This window comes from Saccharophagus degradans 2-40 (assembly GCF_000013665.1).
GTDB lineage: Bacteria > Pseudomonadota > Gammaproteobacteria > Pseudomonadales > Cellvibrionaceae > Saccharophagus > Saccharophagus degradans.
Window position 1 is genome coordinate 729,275 of the sequence record NC_007912.1, and the last position, 16,824, is coordinate 746,098.

The 16,824-nt window shown below is 45.7% G+C and carries 9 protein-coding genes; 4 read left to right on the forward strand and 5 right to left on the reverse strand.

Translation table 11 applies throughout. The features are described from left to right. The first annotated feature begins 76 nt into the window (after positions 1-76). The gene (locus SDE_RS03160; RefSeq protein ID WP_011467073.1) at positions 77-1,585 is read left to right on the forward strand and encodes a tryptophan halogenase family protein; all 1,509 of its coding nucleotides are present in this window, start codon (positions 77-79) and stop codon (positions 1,583-1,585) included. A gap of 383 nt (positions 1,586-1,968) precedes the next feature. Here SDE_RS03160 and SDE_RS03165 read toward each other — a convergent pair whose 3' ends face one another. Next, positions 1,969-4,086: an alpha-amylase family glycosyl hydrolase gene (locus tag SDE_RS03165; RefSeq protein WP_011467074.1), complete on the reverse strand. Its 2,118-nt coding sequence runs from the start codon at positions 4,084-4,086 to the stop codon at positions 1,969-1,971. A gap of 292 nt (positions 4,087-4,378) precedes the next feature. Here SDE_RS03165 and SDE_RS03170 point away from each other — a divergent pair, with 292 nt between their 5' ends. Together SDE_RS03170 and SDE_RS03175 are read left to right on the forward strand one after the other, a co-directional pair. Continuing rightward, positions 4,379-6,433 carry a glycoside hydrolase family 97 protein gene (locus tag SDE_RS03170; RefSeq protein ID WP_011467075.1) on the forward strand — a complete coding sequence of 685 codons (2,055 nt, stop codon included), beginning with the start codon at positions 4,379-4,381 and terminating at the stop codon, positions 6,431-6,433. A 412-nt stretch (positions 6,434-6,845) separates the two neighbouring features. Further along, on the forward strand, positions 6,846-7,880 hold the full coding sequence (locus tag SDE_RS03175) for a LacI family DNA-binding transcriptional regulator (protein ID WP_011467076.1): 1,035 nt from the start codon (positions 6,846-6,848) through the stop codon (positions 7,878-7,880). Between the two features lie 100 nt (positions 7,881-7,980). Here the strand turns inward: SDE_RS03175 and SDE_RS03180 are convergent, their stop codons facing one another. Continuing rightward, positions 7,981-8,736: a glycerophosphodiester phosphodiesterase gene (locus tag SDE_RS03180; RefSeq protein ID WP_011467077.1), complete on the reverse strand. Its 756-nt coding sequence runs from the start codon at positions 8,734-8,736 to the stop codon at positions 7,981-7,983. Between the two features lie 35 nt (positions 8,737-8,771). Next, on the reverse strand, positions 8,772-9,023 hold the full coding sequence (locus SDE_RS03185) for a hypothetical protein (RefSeq protein WP_011467078.1): 252 nt from the start codon (positions 9,021-9,023) through the stop codon (positions 8,772-8,774). 190 nt (positions 9,024-9,213) lie between these two features. Between SDE_RS03185 and SDE_RS03190 the strand changes: the two genes are divergently transcribed. Continuing rightward, a complete protein-coding gene (locus tag SDE_RS03190) occupies positions 9,214-9,786 on the forward strand; it encodes a hypothetical protein (protein WP_011467079.1) in 573 nt (190 codons plus the stop codon). A 68-nt stretch (positions 9,787-9,854) separates the two neighbouring features. Here SDE_RS03190 and SDE_RS03195 read toward each other — a convergent pair whose 3' ends face one another. Further along, positions 9,855-14,882, reverse strand: coding sequence for a chromosome segregation ATPase (locus tag SDE_RS03195; protein WP_011467080.1), 5,028 nt, complete (start codon positions 14,880-14,882; stop codon positions 9,855-9,857). A gap of 93 nt (positions 14,883-14,975) precedes the next feature. Next, the gene (locus SDE_RS03200) at positions 14,976-16,796 is read right to left on the reverse strand and encodes a hypothetical protein (protein WP_011467081.1); all 1,821 of its coding nucleotides are present in this window, start codon (positions 16,794-16,796) and stop codon (positions 14,976-14,978) included. Positions 16,797-16,824 lie beyond the last annotated feature (28 nt).

Consider the following 16,824-nt stretch of genomic DNA (forward strand, 5'->3'; position numbering starts at 1 on the left):
ACTAACCGTAGCGGGTTTACTCGCTGCGGTTTTTTGCAATTTAGGGGTGCGTAAAAACTAATAACGAGATAGAAGTATGAGCGAAACTAAAAAGCGTGTCGTTATTCTTGGCGGTGGTACCGCAGGTTGGATTGCCGCAAATCTAATGGCGAAACACTGGGAGCAAGAGGCATTCGAAATAACATTAGTCGAATCGCCAAATATTGGAATAATTGGAGTTGGTGAAGGTTCAACTCCTCCGCTTAAGGTGTTTCTCGATTTAATCGGTTGCAAAGAAGAAGAGTGGATGCCCGCTTGTAACGCAACCTATAAAGTTGGCATTCGTTTTAATGATTGGTCTATTAAGCCTGGGTATGAAAGTTACTTTCATCCATTTTATTCAAAGACGGATGATCATACTATTCCAGCTTTCTTTCATAACAGTTTTCTAATTCGTCAGGGCGTTGACTTAGATGGCTTGCCCGATCATTTCTTTTTGGGGGTCGAGCTTGCAAAGCAAAAAAAAGCCCCACTACCAGCGGAAAATTTCCCCTTTGAAACCAGCTATGGTTATCACTTTGATTCAAATTTACTCGGCCAATATTTAGCTAAAGTAGCTGCGTCGAGAGGAGTTAAGTACAAAAAGGCAACAGTATGCGAGGTTGTACTAAAAGAGAATGGTGATGTGAGTCATTTGTTGACTGATGAAGGGGAATCTATAGGTGGAGATTTATTCGTTGATTCAAGTGGCTTTAAAGGGCAAATAATACAGCAAGCGCTTAAAGTTCCGTTTATAAGTTGTGTGCAAAGTTTGTTTAACGATTCTGCGGTGGTTTTGCCAACCGATCAAGTTGATGAACCCAATTGTCAAACTACATCTACAGCCATGAAAAATGGTTGGCGTTGGGATATTCCGTTAACAAATCGTACCGGTAACGGATATGTGTATAGCTCCAGTTTTTGTGACGCAGACGCAGCCGAAACTGAGTTGCGCACTACCTTGAACTTGCTCGATTCAGATGTGGAGGCTCGGCACCTAAAATTTAAAGTTGGTCGAGTACAAGAGCATTGGGTGAGAAACTGCTTGGCAGTCGGGCTATCTCAGGGGTTTATCGAACCGCTAGAGGCTACCGCGCTTGATATGGTGCAAGAAACTGTTGTGCGATTTATAGAAGCCTATGATAAAGGCCAACATACAGAGCAGAGTCGAAAAGATTTTAATAGTCGTATTAGCCATCGTTTTGATGCAGTGCGCGACTATATTACGGCTCATTTTAGGATTGTGTCACGTACAGATACCGAGTATTGGAGAGCTTGTGGTTCGAATGATAAAATATCAGCTTCACTATACTCAATACTAAGCTCTTGGATGCAGGGAAAAAATATCACTCAGGAGTTGGAACAGCAGCAGCTCGATGCATATTTCCCAAATATTTCTTGGAATTGTCTGTTGGCAGGTAAGGGAATTTACCCTGATAAAAGCCAGTTGCGTAAAGGTAATGAACTGGCACATAAGTACAAGACGACGGATATAAATAAATTTATTAAAGCTTGCGCGTTGAATTATCCTACACAAGCAGACGTATTGAAGCGTTACACCAGATAGCTAAGACACAAGACGGCCTAAACTAAATGCTACAGTCTTAGCTTAGAATCTCAAAGGCCTATATTATTCTATGTAGGCCTCAGATAATTGATAAACCCCTCTATTATTTTTGCGAAGAGTTTAATTCTTCTGAATTCGTAAGTTCTTAGGGTGAAAACTCAAAAACGATGCCCCTGTAACTTGCTCAATTCGTCCTGACAACTTCTCCTGCGTTGTTATAACATCGCAATCCATAGCGAAGCATGAGTTGAACATTTTTTAACTTTCGCCCTAAGAATTTACTCGCAGGATATTCTGCGTTAGGTTTGTCATCAGTCTGAAAAGCCTAGGTACCCTAGGCTTTTTATGCGCAGTTTAAATACGCTGTTTAAATTATTGGAATATTACTGGCGAATATAAACCACGGCAGTTTGCGCAGGTATGGTTACTGTTGCTGTACCGCTTGCATTAGCACTAACGTTATTACTTGCTCCTAATGCGCCACTGTAATTTGCACTGGCGGTTAACCCGCTAACACTTTTACTTGTCGCTTGTGCACTGTAATTAAATAGAATAACTGCTTGTGCGTCGTCGCTGGTGCGCACCAAAACCAGTGCGTTATCGTTAGCTTGCCCCTGCACATTTAAATTACCGTTCGCTATTACTGGGTGCGCATTGCGAAGATCGTAGATGCTGCGGTAATAGGCTAATAGTGAATCGGTTTTACCTAATTGTGCTTCTACATTTTGGGTCATAACATTGGCAGACAACTCCCTAAAGGGTTGTGCCGTGCTAAAACCTGCATTTTGTGGGTCGTTGTTCCAGCTCATTGGGGTGCGAATACTCCAATCGCCGGATAAATTCGCAGCGCCTGCCAAGCCTATCTCCTCGCCATAGTAAGTAAATGGGTTGCGCGAAGCCAATAAATAGCTGGCAGCAGCCAGTTTATAGTGTGTTTTGTTACCGTTAAGTTGATCCCACACGCGAATGCCAGCAAAGGCATCGTGGTTGGCCAAAATAAGTGGCATAGCGTCTATATTGCTGGCATTAAGTTGCTCAACAAATTCTGCATCTAGCTTGCCCTGTTTTACGCTGCGTAAAATACCGTGCCCTGCAGAAAAATTAAATGCGCGGCCACAGGAGTTTTGCTGAGCAAAGGCTGCGTAGCCGGTGGGGGACTCGCACACTATGTAGCGCTTTTGATAGGCTTCTATGGTTGTTTTCATGGCGTTAATAACGGGGTGGTTATCGTCTTGGTCTTCCCAGGCATCTTTACCATTTTCGACTAATACACCAACGGCATCGAAGCGAAAACCATCCACGCCCATGTTTAACCAAAAGCGCAGGTTGTTTTGGTGAAAGCGAATTACATCTGGGTTGCGCAAATTAAAATCGGGCATTTGCGAAGAGAACGCTGCATAGTAATAGCCGTTGGCGTTGCTTTTCCACGGGTCGCTGCCCCATGTGTTCCAGCCTTCTAATTTATCGTCGCGAATAATATACCAATCGCGCTTGCTGTTAGTGGGTGAGCTTAGTGCATCTTGGAACAAGGGGTTGGCATTGCTCGAATGGTTCATCACATAATCCATTACTATGGCAATGTTACGCGCATGGGCTTCATCAAGCAGTTGTTGAAAATCTTGCATGGTGCCGTAGTCGCTTTCTATGGCGCGGTAATCCGATGTGGCATAGCCGTGATCGTTATCCGAGCTTTCCATGGCTGGCATTAACCAAATGCCGTTTATGCCAGACTCGGCTAAATAATCTAACCGCGAAATTAAGCCTTGAATATCACCTATGCCGTTGCCGTCTGAATCTTGATAGCCGCGAATATAAATTTCGGCAAAGTGGGCTGTGTCTACCCAGTCGGCAGCGAGGCCTGTATCGCTATCTTTTATTTCAATATCCGTTAAGTCTAACGCGGCTGACGCGTTGCCGATATTGGCCATTAGCGATTCGTAGGCTGCGCGCGCGTCGGCTTCGTTGTCGAATGGAATGGCTACGCCGTTTGTCACATCTGCAGGGGTATCCTGCACTAACCATACGTCGGTGCCGAATTGAGCTGGAATAATAGAAAAATCGTAGGCGGGGTTTTTAAAGTCGCCAAAGTGCATAATAAAATTAAACGTGCCGTTTGGGTCGGCAAGGGGCACTTCGTAAAGGCCGTAATCGTTTTCAGCGCGTGTTAGTGCAAAAGGAGATGTCCAATTTGTGGCTGTACTGCTTGCAATTGCATCGCCCCAAAGATGTAAGCCCCAGTTATCGTAGGCCTGATTGCTATTTAAGTAGTGAATACGAACGGTGGGGCTATTATTTTCAGTATCTGGTGTTTCTTTTGGGTCTTCTGTTCCTTCTGTGTCTGCGCCCGCCGTATCGTCTGGTTGCGCGGGTGTTTGATCTGCAGGTGGCGTTTGTTCGCTAATAGTATTTTGCTTGGGGCCGTTACCATTACACGCGCTAATGGCGAGGCTTAAGCTAAGGAATAAAACTAGTCGAGTAATGGTGGCATTTTGCGTTCGCATACTGGGTTCCCTCGGTGTATTTTTTATTGTAGGCATTCATTGTACTTGGCGCTATTTATATGGTTGGGCGTGTTAGTCTCCAGCCAATGTTGATAGCTTGTGCCGTAGCAGCTAAGCCCGAGTTTAATACGTTCTACGCATATTTACTGTTTACATACGTATGTAAGGCCTAGCCGAGGGCGCGACTACCTTGAATACGTATGCAGTATGCTAGTTGCGCTGTCTGCGGCTCCCTATAATCAAACTACTAACATCAGTAAATACTATAAACAAACAATAAACGGTTAATACTATGCAGCTTTATAAATACACGGCGCTCGCCGCGTGCTTTATCTTTAGTTCCTTTGGCGGATCGGCGTTGGCCAAAACGGTTTCTGTGGCTTCGCCAAACGGCCAAATTGTAGTAAACGTGGACGATGACGCGTCTAACCCTAGCTACACCGTAATATTCAATAACGAAGAAGTTATTAGCCGCTCGGCATTGGGCATGGCCTTTAAAAACGCCCACGCACTGGGTGAAGGTTTTACTATTGCTGCGAGTAATAAATCATCCAGCGATTCTACCTGGGAGCAGCCTTGGGGCGAGCGCCAATTGGTGCGCGACAACCACACCGAGTTGCAAGTAGATTTTAGTCATGCCAGTCATAACCCCAGCCGCTTCACCGTTCGCTTTCGGGTATTTGATGATGGCGTGGGCTTTAGGTACGAAGTGCCTAAACAAAAAGGTCTAAAAGGGCTAATTGAAATTACTAACGAATACACAGAATTTAATATTCAAAACAGCGGCAACGTAACTGCGTGGTGGATACCTGCTCGCGGCTGGAACCGCTATGAATATGTGTATAACACAAGCGCACTTAACGAAATAGATCGCGTGCATACGCCGTTTACATTCAAGCTGGCCTCGGGCACACACGTCAGTATTCATGAAGCGGCATTGGTGGACTACGCAGGCATGGCTTTAGATCAGCGCCGCGAGGGCATGCTAAAAGCAGATTTGGCGCCGTGGTCTGACGGCGTATTAGTAAAAAAAGAAGGTGCATTTAATAGCCCTTGGCGCACTATTCAAATTGCCAGCAACGCTGTGGGGTTACTTAATTCCGATTTAATTCTTAATTTAAACGAGCCCAACAAACTTGGCGATGTATCATGGGTAGAGCCGGCCAAATATGTTGGTATTTGGTGGGGAATGCATATCAATGAAAATACATGGGGCAACGGCCCTAAGCATGGCGCCACAACAGCAAACACCAAATACTATATGGACTTTGCCGCTAAATACGGCTTTGCCGGTGTATTGGTAGAAGGCTGGAACATCGGTTGGGATGGCGATTGGTACTCGAATGGCGACGTATTTAGTTTTACTAAACCTTACGATGATTTTGATATTGCCGAACTTGCTGCCTACGGCAAAGAAAAAGGTGTGCGTATTATTGGCCACCACGAAACATCTGGCAGTGTAACTAATTATAAAAACCAAATGGCCGATGCCTTTGACTTATACCAAAAGCACAATGTTGCACAGGTTAAAACAGGCTATGTTGCCGATGGTGGCCGTATTAAGCGCGTAGATGAAAACGGTATTGTGCGTTACGAATGGCACGATGGTCAGTTTATGTCGCGCGAATATTTACGCAGCGTAACCGAAGCAGCCAAACGAAAAATTAGTATTAATACGCACGAGCCCATTAAAGATACAGGCTTGCGTCGTACTTACCCTAACTGGATAGCGCGTGAAGGCGCTCGCGGGCAAGAATTTAACGCTTGGGGCTCGCCACCCAATCCGCCTGAGCACACCACTATTTTACCTTTTACCCGTATGCTTTCTGGGCCGATGGATTTTACCCCAGGTATTTTCGATTTAAGCTTTAACGGTTTGGAAGGCGAAAACCGCCCGCGCACGACATTGGCTAAACAGCTTGCTTTATACGTGGTGCTTTATAGTCCTATTCAAATGGCCGCCGACTTGCCGCGTAATTACGAAGCTAACCTGAAGCCGTTTCAATTTATTTTGGATGTAACCACCGATTGGCAAGAAAGTATTGCGCTAGCAGGTGAGGTAGGTGAATTTGTCACTATTGCTCGTAAAGCAAAAGATAGCGACGATTGGTTTTTAGGTACGTTAACCGATGAGAATAAACGTAACGTACATGTAGACCTTAGCTTTTTAGATGCAGGCAAAAAATACGAAGCACAAATTTACCGCGATGGTAACGACGCCAACTGGCAAACAAAACCGTACGATATAATTATTGAAAATAAAGTGGTTACAAGTAGTGATAGCTTAACGCTGCCTTTGGCAACCAGTGGTGGTGCGGCTATTCGGTTTAAGTTATTGGGTAATTAGGGCTCTGTACTATTGAGGCTAGCGATAATTCATATGTAAATATTCGTTTTAGCCCTATTAAAACCTCATTGGCGATAGCTGGTGGGGTTTTCTACTTTTTAGATGGTGTGTAGTTAAAATTACGGTGCTAGTTGATATTTAGTTTATCAACCAATTGTTAACACTGTTGCAGTGAATACGTATTCATTGCGTTGACCTTATGCTTTAGGTGTGGTTTTTGTTGGTGTATGGGGTATATTCAGGCTATTAAAAAAGCTCGCGATGGGCAGGGTAAGAGACTTTGTCTGGCGCCAATTATTCGGTAGTATCGCCATAAGTGACTATACTTTGGGTATCTGGCGCAGGAGTGCCGTCGTGAAGCATTGCTCCCGATTAGTGCGTTAACAATAATACTTATAACCTGTAATTAACTATGACTACAAAAGGTCGCAAACCTACATCCTTTGATATCGCCTACCGTGCAGGCGTATCGCAATCTACTGTATCGCGCGCATTGCGCGATAGCCCCTTGGTTAACTTAGAAACGCGCCAAAAGGTGCAGGCCATTGCCAAAGAGCTGAATTACAAGGTAGATAAAAACGCGCGCAATTTGCGCTCTCAGCAAACCAATACCATTGCCCTGTTATTGTGTGAAGATCACGGCACAGGCGATTCGCTAATCAACCCGTTTTTCTTATCTATGGTGGCCAGTATTGTGCGCGCTAGCGCTAACCGCGGGTATGACGTACTTATCTCGTTCCAGCAATATAGCGACGACTGGAGCGCCGAATACGAAGACGCCAATCGAGCCGATGGCATCATCTTTTTAGGCTACGGCGACTACACCACCTATGTGCAAAAGCTCAATCACCTCGATGAAGAAGGGGCGCACTACATTACCTGGGGGCCAGTACTGCCTGGGCAGCCTGGGGTGTCTATTGGTTGTGATAATTATAATGGCGCTCGCGAGGCCGTGAAACACCTGCTGGCTATAGGCCATAAGCGCATTGCGTTTATAGGTGATACATCGGATAGAAGCCCAGAATTTAAACGGCGGTTCGAAGGTTATGTACAGGCACTAAACGACGCCGGTATAGAGTTTGACCCAGAGCTGCAGCTAGATGCCGAAACCTCAGAAGACTCGGGCTACAAGGCGGGTTTAAAACTGCTGGCAGATAAAACCGATTTCGACGCAATTTTTGGTGCGAGTGACTTAATTGCTATTGGCGCCATGAAAGCGCTAGAAGAGGTGGGGCTGCTTATCCCCGCCGATAAAGCGGTGATGGGCTTTGATGATATCCCTGTTTCTGCCTACACCTACCCACCGTTATCTACTGTGCGGCAAAACACCGGTAAAGCAGGGGAGCTACTAGTGGAGAACCTGTTAGCACTTATCGCTGGCGAATCGGTGGAATCGTTCTTAATGCCCGCAGAGCTTACTATTCGCGGGTCTTGCGGTACTAAGTGAATTCAATCTGGAATTACGAGGGGCTAATCGCTAGTTGTGTTACTGGTGGTTGGCCTTTAGTGATTTTTCCTTCTGCAGGCGCGAAGCCTACTACCAATATTTACCAATGTTGCACGCCCTTTTGCTGGTTGATCGCCATAGGCAAGTCGTTAGATTGTATCCCGTCGGCACCTAGGTGTGCCTGCCTGTTCCATTCTGTGCGGGTGTTGGCGGTATAGGTGATTACCTGAATACCGTTTTTTTGCAGCTCGGCAAGCCAGAGCTGAGTGCCAACTGGGGTAAGCTGCTCTATTTGGTTGGTGGCTGGTTTATCTAGGGTGATAAAGCTTGCATCGGTAAGGTAAGCGGTAAAGCTAAACTGCTCTAAATTGGCATAGCTAGGCTGGCGAAAAAATAGGCCTATTTCCGCCCACTGCAAGCCAAAGCCGGCTTGTTTGGCTAATGCTGCATAGGGTAAGCCGGTGGCATCGGTAAGGTGTTGAGGGGCAAGCAATTGAGCGGCAGTAAGCGATAGGTTGCGCGCTATAGTGCGGTTAAGGGTTGCTACCTGAGCCAGTATAGTGGGGGAGTTGCTCTCAATAATAACCTGTGCGCTTGTACCGGTTTTGGCTATGGCTTCAAGTGCGGTGTGCACCAGCACTCTATCGCCAATGTCGTAGGGGTCGCACAGCGGGCTGGGGGCGTTAAGCTGAATATTTAGTAAGCCGCTAATATCTTCGCTACTGGTTGCATAGTGCTTGGCAACTCGCAACACCTGCTTCAATGTGGGTACATGGTGCAGGCGCTGCTTTAATTGGGTAAAGGTAAGTGAATTTACGCAGGTGTAATCGTGTAAAAAATCGCGGGCTAACAGCACCGCAACGCCATCTGCGGTTACGGCAACGTCGATATCTACACTAAGTAGGCACCCTTGCGAAAAGCTTTGCGTACCGCAGCGGTGGTGTTTTCTATAGGGCGAGCTGCGTCTTCACCTAGGTTTATACCGTAGCCTTTGTGGCCAATGGCAAAGGGGCGCGGGGCCTGTTGGATTAGGTCGGCAACGGTCCAGTTAAAGTCGGGCTTTTGCGCAAAGCTTAGCTGCCCCCAACATGCGAATGCGCACATAAGTGTGAGTAAGCTATTTTTTAACGTGCAGTTGCCCATTTGTTTAACTACTACCCTATTTGGTTTGCGCTTAATACTAATAGAAATCTTTTAGTTTGTCTTTTTATTGCCTATTTGGCACTGCAATTATTAATTATGCCTGCTTGTTTACGTTGGCTGTTGTGTTTGAATTTTTACTGGGTATGCTCTTGGCTTTGCCGCCAAATTTAACCCTAAAGGATTGAAACCAATGAAGAATATATTGCCAATTGCCTTGCTGCTAGCGCTTAGTGCCTGTGCTAACTTCCCTGCAAATAACACGCAAACGATGGTGCCGGCAGAACCTTTGGCCAATGGCTGTATAGGTTCTACCGAATTGCCCGCTAAATACAAAGGTAAATTTATGGCGGTTGAAGATGCAGCGCTGCTGGCTGAATCTCTGGGCGAGCCAAGTAAAGGTAAGTTGTGCCAAGGGCAAGTGTACGAGTTAAAGCAGGGCGAAAGCGTCGTTATTTACCGCGCGTGGAACAGCACCAACCCTGGTAGCGAAAAGGGCAAGTGGTGGGCTGCCTCAAAGCCAAAAGGTAAAACAGCGGGTTACCGAGAAGACTACGAAATATGCTACCAGTGGTCGCCACTCGATAAGCTAACAAGCTGCACATTAAAAGCGGGTACCAAGGTGGTAATAGGTAATGGCCAAAGTGCGGAGTGCTCGCAGTACCTTACTTACCTTGTGTCGGCGGCGCAGCAAATTTATATAGAAAATGCTGCCGCCAGTGTGGAAGACTGCAAAACCTATGATGCGGTGTTTAGTTGGAAGTAGGTTTAGGTGAATGGACTAATTAACATCTAGTGCACTGCATGCGGCCCTTGTGGGCCGCATGCAGTGTACTAGCCAATTTCTTTTAGCAGTTTTTTAACCAATGCATCCGCCGATTTTAGTGGGTCGTGGAAACTAAAGGCTAAATCTACGTTAAGGTTATTTTTCATCAGTACAAGCTGCAAAGCCATACTTACGTTACCACCTTTTACAACGTTGAGCGATCCTTCAAAATAAATACGCTTTATATCTAACACGCCACCTAAGCCATATTCCACTATAAAGCTACTGGCTTCGGCTAGCCCGCCCACGCTTTGCTTAATACCCTCTAAAATCAGCTTCGCACTTTGCAAACCACCTGTGGCCATACCCAAGGCAGAAAACAGCGCAGCTATACGCGGGTCTGCATCAATGGGGAAGTCTTTAATTGCAGCTTGTAAACTTATTAGGGATTGCTTGGCTACCTCCAACGCGGCGTTAGCGGTTTCTTTAGCGGTAAATAAGCCCAGAATGCGAGGATCGGAATCCACAGGCACCAGTTTAATAGTAGCTTGCAGCCCCTTTAATGTTTGCTTGGCAGCTTCTAAAGCTATATTGGCGGTTTCTTTAGCGGTAAATAGTGCTGCTATTCTTGGGTCGGCATCTACGGGGAAGGTATCTGCAGCTGCCTGAATACCGCGCACGCTTTGTTTGGCTATTTCGAGAGCGGCGTTAGCTGTTGCTTTAGCGGTTTCTAAGCTGCCTATCGCGGTATAGAGTGCGGTAATTTCTGCACCCTTTGCAGCAGAGTACGCGCTAAACTCAGCCCAGCGGTAGCTCTTTTGGTACCACTTAGACTTGTTGTACCAGCGTTTTTTATCGCTAATATTTTTCTTTAGGCTCGATATTTTTTTGTTATTGGTGTTTATTTTACGTTGTAAGCTGCTCACCTCGTTTTGCGCATTGGTGAGCGTCTTTTTAGCACTGTTTAGGTCGCGTGTTGTTTTAACGCGTTCGGCATTGATGGTTTTGCGCATTTTGTTAATGTCTGTTTGCAGCGCATTGACTTTACTTTGCGCGTTCGCTACGGCGCTTTCAGCATCTTTTATACGTTTGGTATCGCGCGCGCGCTCTTGCTCTATCGTTTTTCGGGTAGCGTTTATGAGGCTTTGAAGGCGGTTTACTTCTTTTTGCGCGCTGTTAACTGCATCTTCTGCATTTTTTACATTCCTCGCATCGCGAGCACGTTCTTTTTTTATTTTGGCCCGTTGCTCGTCAATTTCTTGGTTGAGTTTGTTTACTTCGCGCTGCGCTTTGTCAACTTCGTTTTGCGCCGAGCTTAGCGATTCGGTGGCATCGTTGGCGGCGTTTTGAATACCCTTAAGTGCCTGCTCGCGCAGGTAGGTGATGAGTTCGTTGTGCATTTCTACCATTAAATAGAAATCGCCACCTTCTTTTATATTGCCGCCGCTTGCTGCTATTTTTGCACTAAACAGATCAAAAATTTGGCCTTCTACTTCAAAGCGGAAACCACTATCGCTTACCGATACCAGCGCCAAAGCGTTTATGCCCAATAAATCGATAAGCCCTTCAATTTGAATATGTGGGTTGCCGCCTACACGCAGATCTATGTCGAGTAGCGGCCCAGGCGAGGTTTCTACGCCGGTAATTTTAAAAATATCTTCAATTACAATTGGGTCGCACGTGCCTTTAATTGCAAAACCCTGTTTGTAATCTAATAGGAACATACATTGCGCATCAAAATTAGCGACAGAAATTTTGCCTTCAAATTTAAATCCAGCTTCGTAAACAAGTTCTCCAATGGTTGTTAACTGCGGTACAGCATAAACGGCTACGTCTTCCATGCCTGCGCTTAGTACTGAGTTACGTATTGCGGCGGGTATCGCGTTGTAAACTTTGTCTTCGCAAAATGTTTGTACTACATCCTTTAAAAATATTTGGTTAAACGATGCCGCTATCATGCTTTTTGTGGGGGTGGCTGTATCAAATTTTATTGCGGCAGAGCCCGTGAATGAGCCAATTGCAATACTGCCCGCCAAGCCCACAATCGGTGCTGCAACAGCCGGCGGTGGCACTATGCCTACACCAACTTCAATGGCTACATTTTGCAGGGCAAGGCCTTTTATACCAAAAGGTTGATCCCAGTTGCCCAGCATGGTGGCAGCAAAGGCGGCGCTGCGTTCGGTGGGGCGAATAGACATAGTGCCTATAAAACGTAAATCACTTTGATCTATTTTGGCCAGTACCGAGCCGCTTATACCAAGCTGAAAGTTACTAGGCGCGGGACGCAAAAAGAATTCCATATCGCCAAGGGCAACATTGTCGTCAATTTTAAAACTGCCTTCCATTGCTGCGGCCAAGCGAACAGTATCGATACTGGTACCGATTGTAGTGCTAACGGTAAGTGATTTAACCGACATTAAATCATCTACACCTAGGCCTGTCATATCGAGTGTTGCAAAAAAGTTTAGGCCTTTTACTAATTTAAGGCTTTGCGGCACCGTTACTATGGTTATTGGGGGGAGGTCATCCTGCGCAGAACTAATGATTAAGCCGGTATCTCTGAAGGTTAAATCATCCATAACCGCGAGGGCATTATCTATACTCGAAAACTTCCATTGAGCGGGCGGTGCAAAGGCCACCATAAAGGCCCATTTTTTTTGTCGCGTTTGGGTTATAAGTAGTTCGGTATCCCCCAGTGGTGATTGGCTGGAAAGCGACATAGACTTTTTGTTTGGCGATACGGTAAGTTTAATGTTTTCCAGTGCTAAATTGCTTACGCTAGGTGGTAAATTAATCTCCATTAAACTATCTGGCCCGCACATGTCTTGTATTACGGGTGATAAATTTAGCTTGGGTATTTCTGTGCCTAAGTGTAATTCACCTGGGTAGCTATAATTTAAATCGAAAGATACTGGGCCAAGTGATGCGTTACCTACTACTGTGCCGCTTGTTTTGTAGGTGTTATTGGCAGCTTGTTTGCGCTGCGCAGTAAATTGAATGTCTTCTACTAAAAATCCTGTTGCGCCCAGTGGAATTTCCCAATCTTCCGTGGTGGAAGCGTTTAGAGAAAATTCTTTGGTTGCGGGTGTTACTGTCATTGATACAGTGTCGAATACCACATTGGGAATTTCTGCAGGGAAGCCTATCTCGGGTAGTAGCTCATCAATAATGCGCGATAAATTAACGTTAGTTGCGCTAACTGTGAGGGTAAGGGCATTGGTGAGCTCTACACTAACGGCAACGTTTGTACCGAATAACGATGCGCTTCCTAATAATTTACCATTGAAATTTCCATCTGTTTTCTCTGCCGATAAAGTCAGTGCGCTTATAGTGAGTTTGGTAACGTCTAAATCGAGATTCCATTGCGAGTTACTACCGGTTTGTGATTGAAAACTATAATTGCCCTTTGCCGGTTCGAGCGCAAGCTGAGTGTTTGCAAGTATGATATCTGGTAGCGTTACGGGCAGCGCGAGTTCGGTAAATAATTGCGAGATAAGTTTACCTAAGTGTAGCTCTGCAATATTCGCGCTAAACACCCAGTTGCTTTCACTATTTTCTTTTTGCGCTTCTAGAATGGCTTCGCTTTCGGCGAGTGTTAGTGTGGCATTTATACCGCCGCTAAAACCGTTGTTGCGGTCTATACGCAATGCAATATCGCGCGCGGTAAACCCGTCTGCTATTTGCCACGGGCCGTTCACATCTATGTTTAAACCAAAAATGTTAGACCGGTAGTTGTAATCTATACGCAGGTCGTCGAAAGTAAATGCATCTAGCCCATTGCTGCTACCAATTAAGTTGGAAATAAGTGAACCAATGGGTAGGGGCTGCTTAGCGCGTAAGAATAGCTGCCCCTCTGGGTAGGTGCCGCCACACGTTAGCGAATAAGGAGTATTACTCTCACTGGCAAACGTCGCGTCGCATAGTAATTGTGCGCTTACATTGCGCGATGCGGAAAACGGCTCGAGGATGGTGATATAAAAAGCTAAGCCTTCTAGGGTTAGGTTAATAGGCGCAGGTATGGCTGTCCATTGGTTTTCGTTTAATTGGGCGGCAAAACTTATTTTGGTCAAGGTTCTGCGCGATTTAGAAAACTCTAGTTCTAGCTCGATAGTATCTTCGTTTGCTAACGCAGGTCCATCGCTGGGCAGGCCTAGTGTTGCTTCGCCACCTAATAGCGATTCCACGGAGCCCTTATAGGTCCCTTTTGCCCAAATTAAATCGCTATGAATTGGGTAAACTAGGTCGGTATGAATAATAATGTTTTGGCCGAAAACAAAATCGCCCGATACACTTATGCTGGTATCCGACGGTGTAAAATAGGGGGTAGATAAAAGCGTGACAGCCGCGTTAGTAAATTGCAGTTGATTGTTGCCAAAGCTTGTATCGCTAGGTGGTAATTGAACGCTTACCTGTGGGTAGTTGGACTTATATTGAATTTTTGCGCAAGCAAAACGCAAGTTGCTCGTGCTCAAAAATGTTTGTATGTCGTTTAGCCACGGCAATTGTTCCAGTGCGCGGTTTGCATCAGTTTGATGTATCTCACCCCAAATAAATAATCCACTTGTGGTTATGTTGGTTTTGCTATCGCCCGTTGATAAGGCAATGTCATTTACATTAAACCCAAGGCTATCAAAAAATGCTGCGTAATCGGTTGTGTTGCTGTTTGCGCTTGTGGTTGGCGCCTTGGTTGCATGGAGGTTAGCCCAATTTTTAAAACCTTCAGAATCTAGTAATTGGCTGCGCACCATTTTGGGGTCTATATTCTCACCCCACACAAGTAACCATAACGACTTTTCAAAGCTAAGGTGACGCATACGAAATAGGCGATCTGCGCTGCTTTCTTCTTCTGTGCCCGGTAATTTCGGTAGGCAATCGCCTAAATTCCAGTTGCTGTTTGGTTGCGGGCTGGCGGCAATAATTATTTGTGATGCATCACTATTGGCAGAGGTAAATACTAGGTCGCATTTTACCCCCAATATGGTTAGCGATTTGGGGGCCGAAGTTGTTGTTGGCAGTGTAGATGTGTCGAAGTATTTACTTAATTCTTCTACGCAAGCTTGCGAAAGGTTGGCGGTTGCTAGTGTTAATTCGCTCATGGCGTGTTCCTTTTCTTGGCTCCATCAAGTCCGTAAGGTGTAAGATGGCGATGTAATTTGGTCGTGGGTGGCCGGGTTGTTTAACACTAGGTTTTAAGTAACTATTTTTGGCCAGTTGCCTTTGGCTGTGAGTGAATCCAACCGTTGAGCAATATCAAAACTAGATGTGGTGTTAGGTGCAATGCCAAGCTTCTTTTCTATGCCTGCGCACAGCAGAATTTCTTCTGCATTGAGCAACGTTGAAATTTTATCGTCGTTGCTACCAAAGGTCGTATCTTCATTGTTGTTTATCGCTTGAATGGCTCTTGCTCGCACCCGCGCCGCTTTAGCAAATAAAACACTCGCCTCTTGTTTAAGTAAACCGTTCACCTGATTTTTGTATTCGGCTAGCAATGGCTTCGGCGTGGGATATTTGCCTTCCGTGCCGTACGCGAGTATTTGCTCGTCAGACAGTACCCCTGCTTGCTGGGGGTAAAGGTCTCCAGTATTCAGTGCTTCTTGAATATAGGCTTTGAAACCATCCAAAATGCCAGTGGCGAAATTGTAAAGTAAGACGCTGGTCCAGTTGTGATTGTCGATAAGCACCTTGCCAAAATCGTGGGTAAGCACAGAATTGGTTGCAAGGCGAACAATATGCGGTGGCGGATAATCACCACTACTGGTTTCGTGAAGTACGTGTTTAACAGCGGATTGCGCTTCGGATTGAAAAGCAAGGTAGGCAAATTGCGCCACGTGAGTTGGGCTTTCGCTAAAATAGCGCGTTAAATAGTCATCGTGCCAAGATGTGTCGCCTACATCTCTAGCGACGAATTGAGTTAACGTGTCGCCATTAAAGCCTAGTAAAAAGTTCTGTGCGTTTGCTGATGTATGAATTAAACCATAATTTAAAAATAGTCTCGCTTTAGCACGCCCTAAACTTATCGCAAAGTTGTTGCGCCAACTTTCGCATTGGTCCGCAGGCTGAACTTCACGGTCAAATTTATTGCGTGCATAGGGAATGGCTTGGCAAGGAATATACGCAGCGCCGGGCTTCATGCAAGATAAGTTGCGTACTTGAAAACCATCGCGTACAAGTTTGCCATTTTTATCGGTCATGGTGGTGGGTGCGGTGATGGTTAGCACTTCTGTTTGTACGCCAAAGCTTGGGTCTATATTTGGCATGGCTTCTATTACTTCAGAGCGCAACATGGCCATGGAGCAATTCGCTTCAAGTCGATTTTTGCCAAACCCTCCCTCAGCTTGGCTGCCTACGTAATCTACCCCTGTTTTTACGGAATATAAGCGATACTTGGTATTGGCGAGTTCTTTGGGCTTGCAGCCAGTAGGCGAAGCGGCTTTGCCTGCATCGCTTACAATATTTACAAAACGATTAAACCCTTTGGCTTTCCATTCGGGTACATTGGGTGATGGTTTACCTGGTTTTTCTTCTAGCTTAAACCTTTGCCCTAAATCTACTTCGTTTGCCGCGATTTTGGGTAGAGCGGTTGCGTCTTGTGGTATTAACGCCAAGCAGCTGCGTGAAGCTGTACTCCAGCGGGGCAACAGGCGAAAGTTCTCTGTTACATCGTCGCTGAGTAAGTCTTGATCTATTGTTGCCCAGCTTAGCGAGTTTTGCGGGTTGGAATCCCAAGTGTTAAACGGAAACCTCACTACCTTTTCTGTAATAAACAATGCATGTACCCACGGGTGTTTGGTGCTAAAACCGGTGATTGTTTCTATTTTAATTGCGGGTGTATTTTTCGCCTCCCAAAGCAGAAAGGCTTTTTGTGAATCTGGTTTCGCATAGAGCGGGGCGTTGGCTAAGCATTCTAAGGCGCAAAAATCGCGTCCGGCTTGGCCATTTAGGCCAGTGGTACAGTCTGTGGCAATATTATCCCAAATGGAGATGGCATCTTGTTGGTTGTATGTAGGCATCCGAATATCCTTTTTTGCGCGCTACCTG

Bases quoted from the DNA above. Each gene is read 5' to 3' on its own strand.
- SDE_RS03195 (WP_011467080.1), bottom strand. From the start codon at position 14,882: ATGAGCGAATTAACACTAGCAACCGCCAACCTTTCGCAAGCTTGCGTA.
- SDE_RS03190 (WP_011467079.1), top strand. From the start codon at position 9,214: ATGAAGAATATATTGCCAATTGCCTTGCTGCTAGCGCTTAGTGCCTGT.
- SDE_RS03160 (WP_011467073.1), top strand. From the start codon at position 77: ATGAGCGAAACTAAAAAGCGTGTCGTTATTCTTGGCGGTGGTACCGCA.
- SDE_RS03185 (WP_011467078.1), bottom strand. From the start codon at position 9,023: ATGGGCAACTGCACGTTAAAAAATAGCTTACTCACACTTATGTGCGCA.
- SDE_RS03165 (WP_011467074.1), bottom strand. From the start codon at position 4,086: ATGCGAACGCAAAATGCCACCATTACTCGACTAGTTTTATTCCTTAGC.
- SDE_RS03170 (WP_011467075.1), top strand. From the start codon at position 4,379: ATGCAGCTTTATAAATACACGGCGCTCGCCGCGTGCTTTATCTTTAGT.
- SDE_RS03175 (WP_011467076.1), top strand. From the start codon at position 6,846: ATGACTACAAAAGGTCGCAAACCTACATCCTTTGATATCGCCTACCGT.
- SDE_RS03200 (WP_011467081.1), bottom strand. From the start codon at position 16,796: ATGCCTACATACAACCAACAAGATGCCATCTCCATTTGGGATAATATT.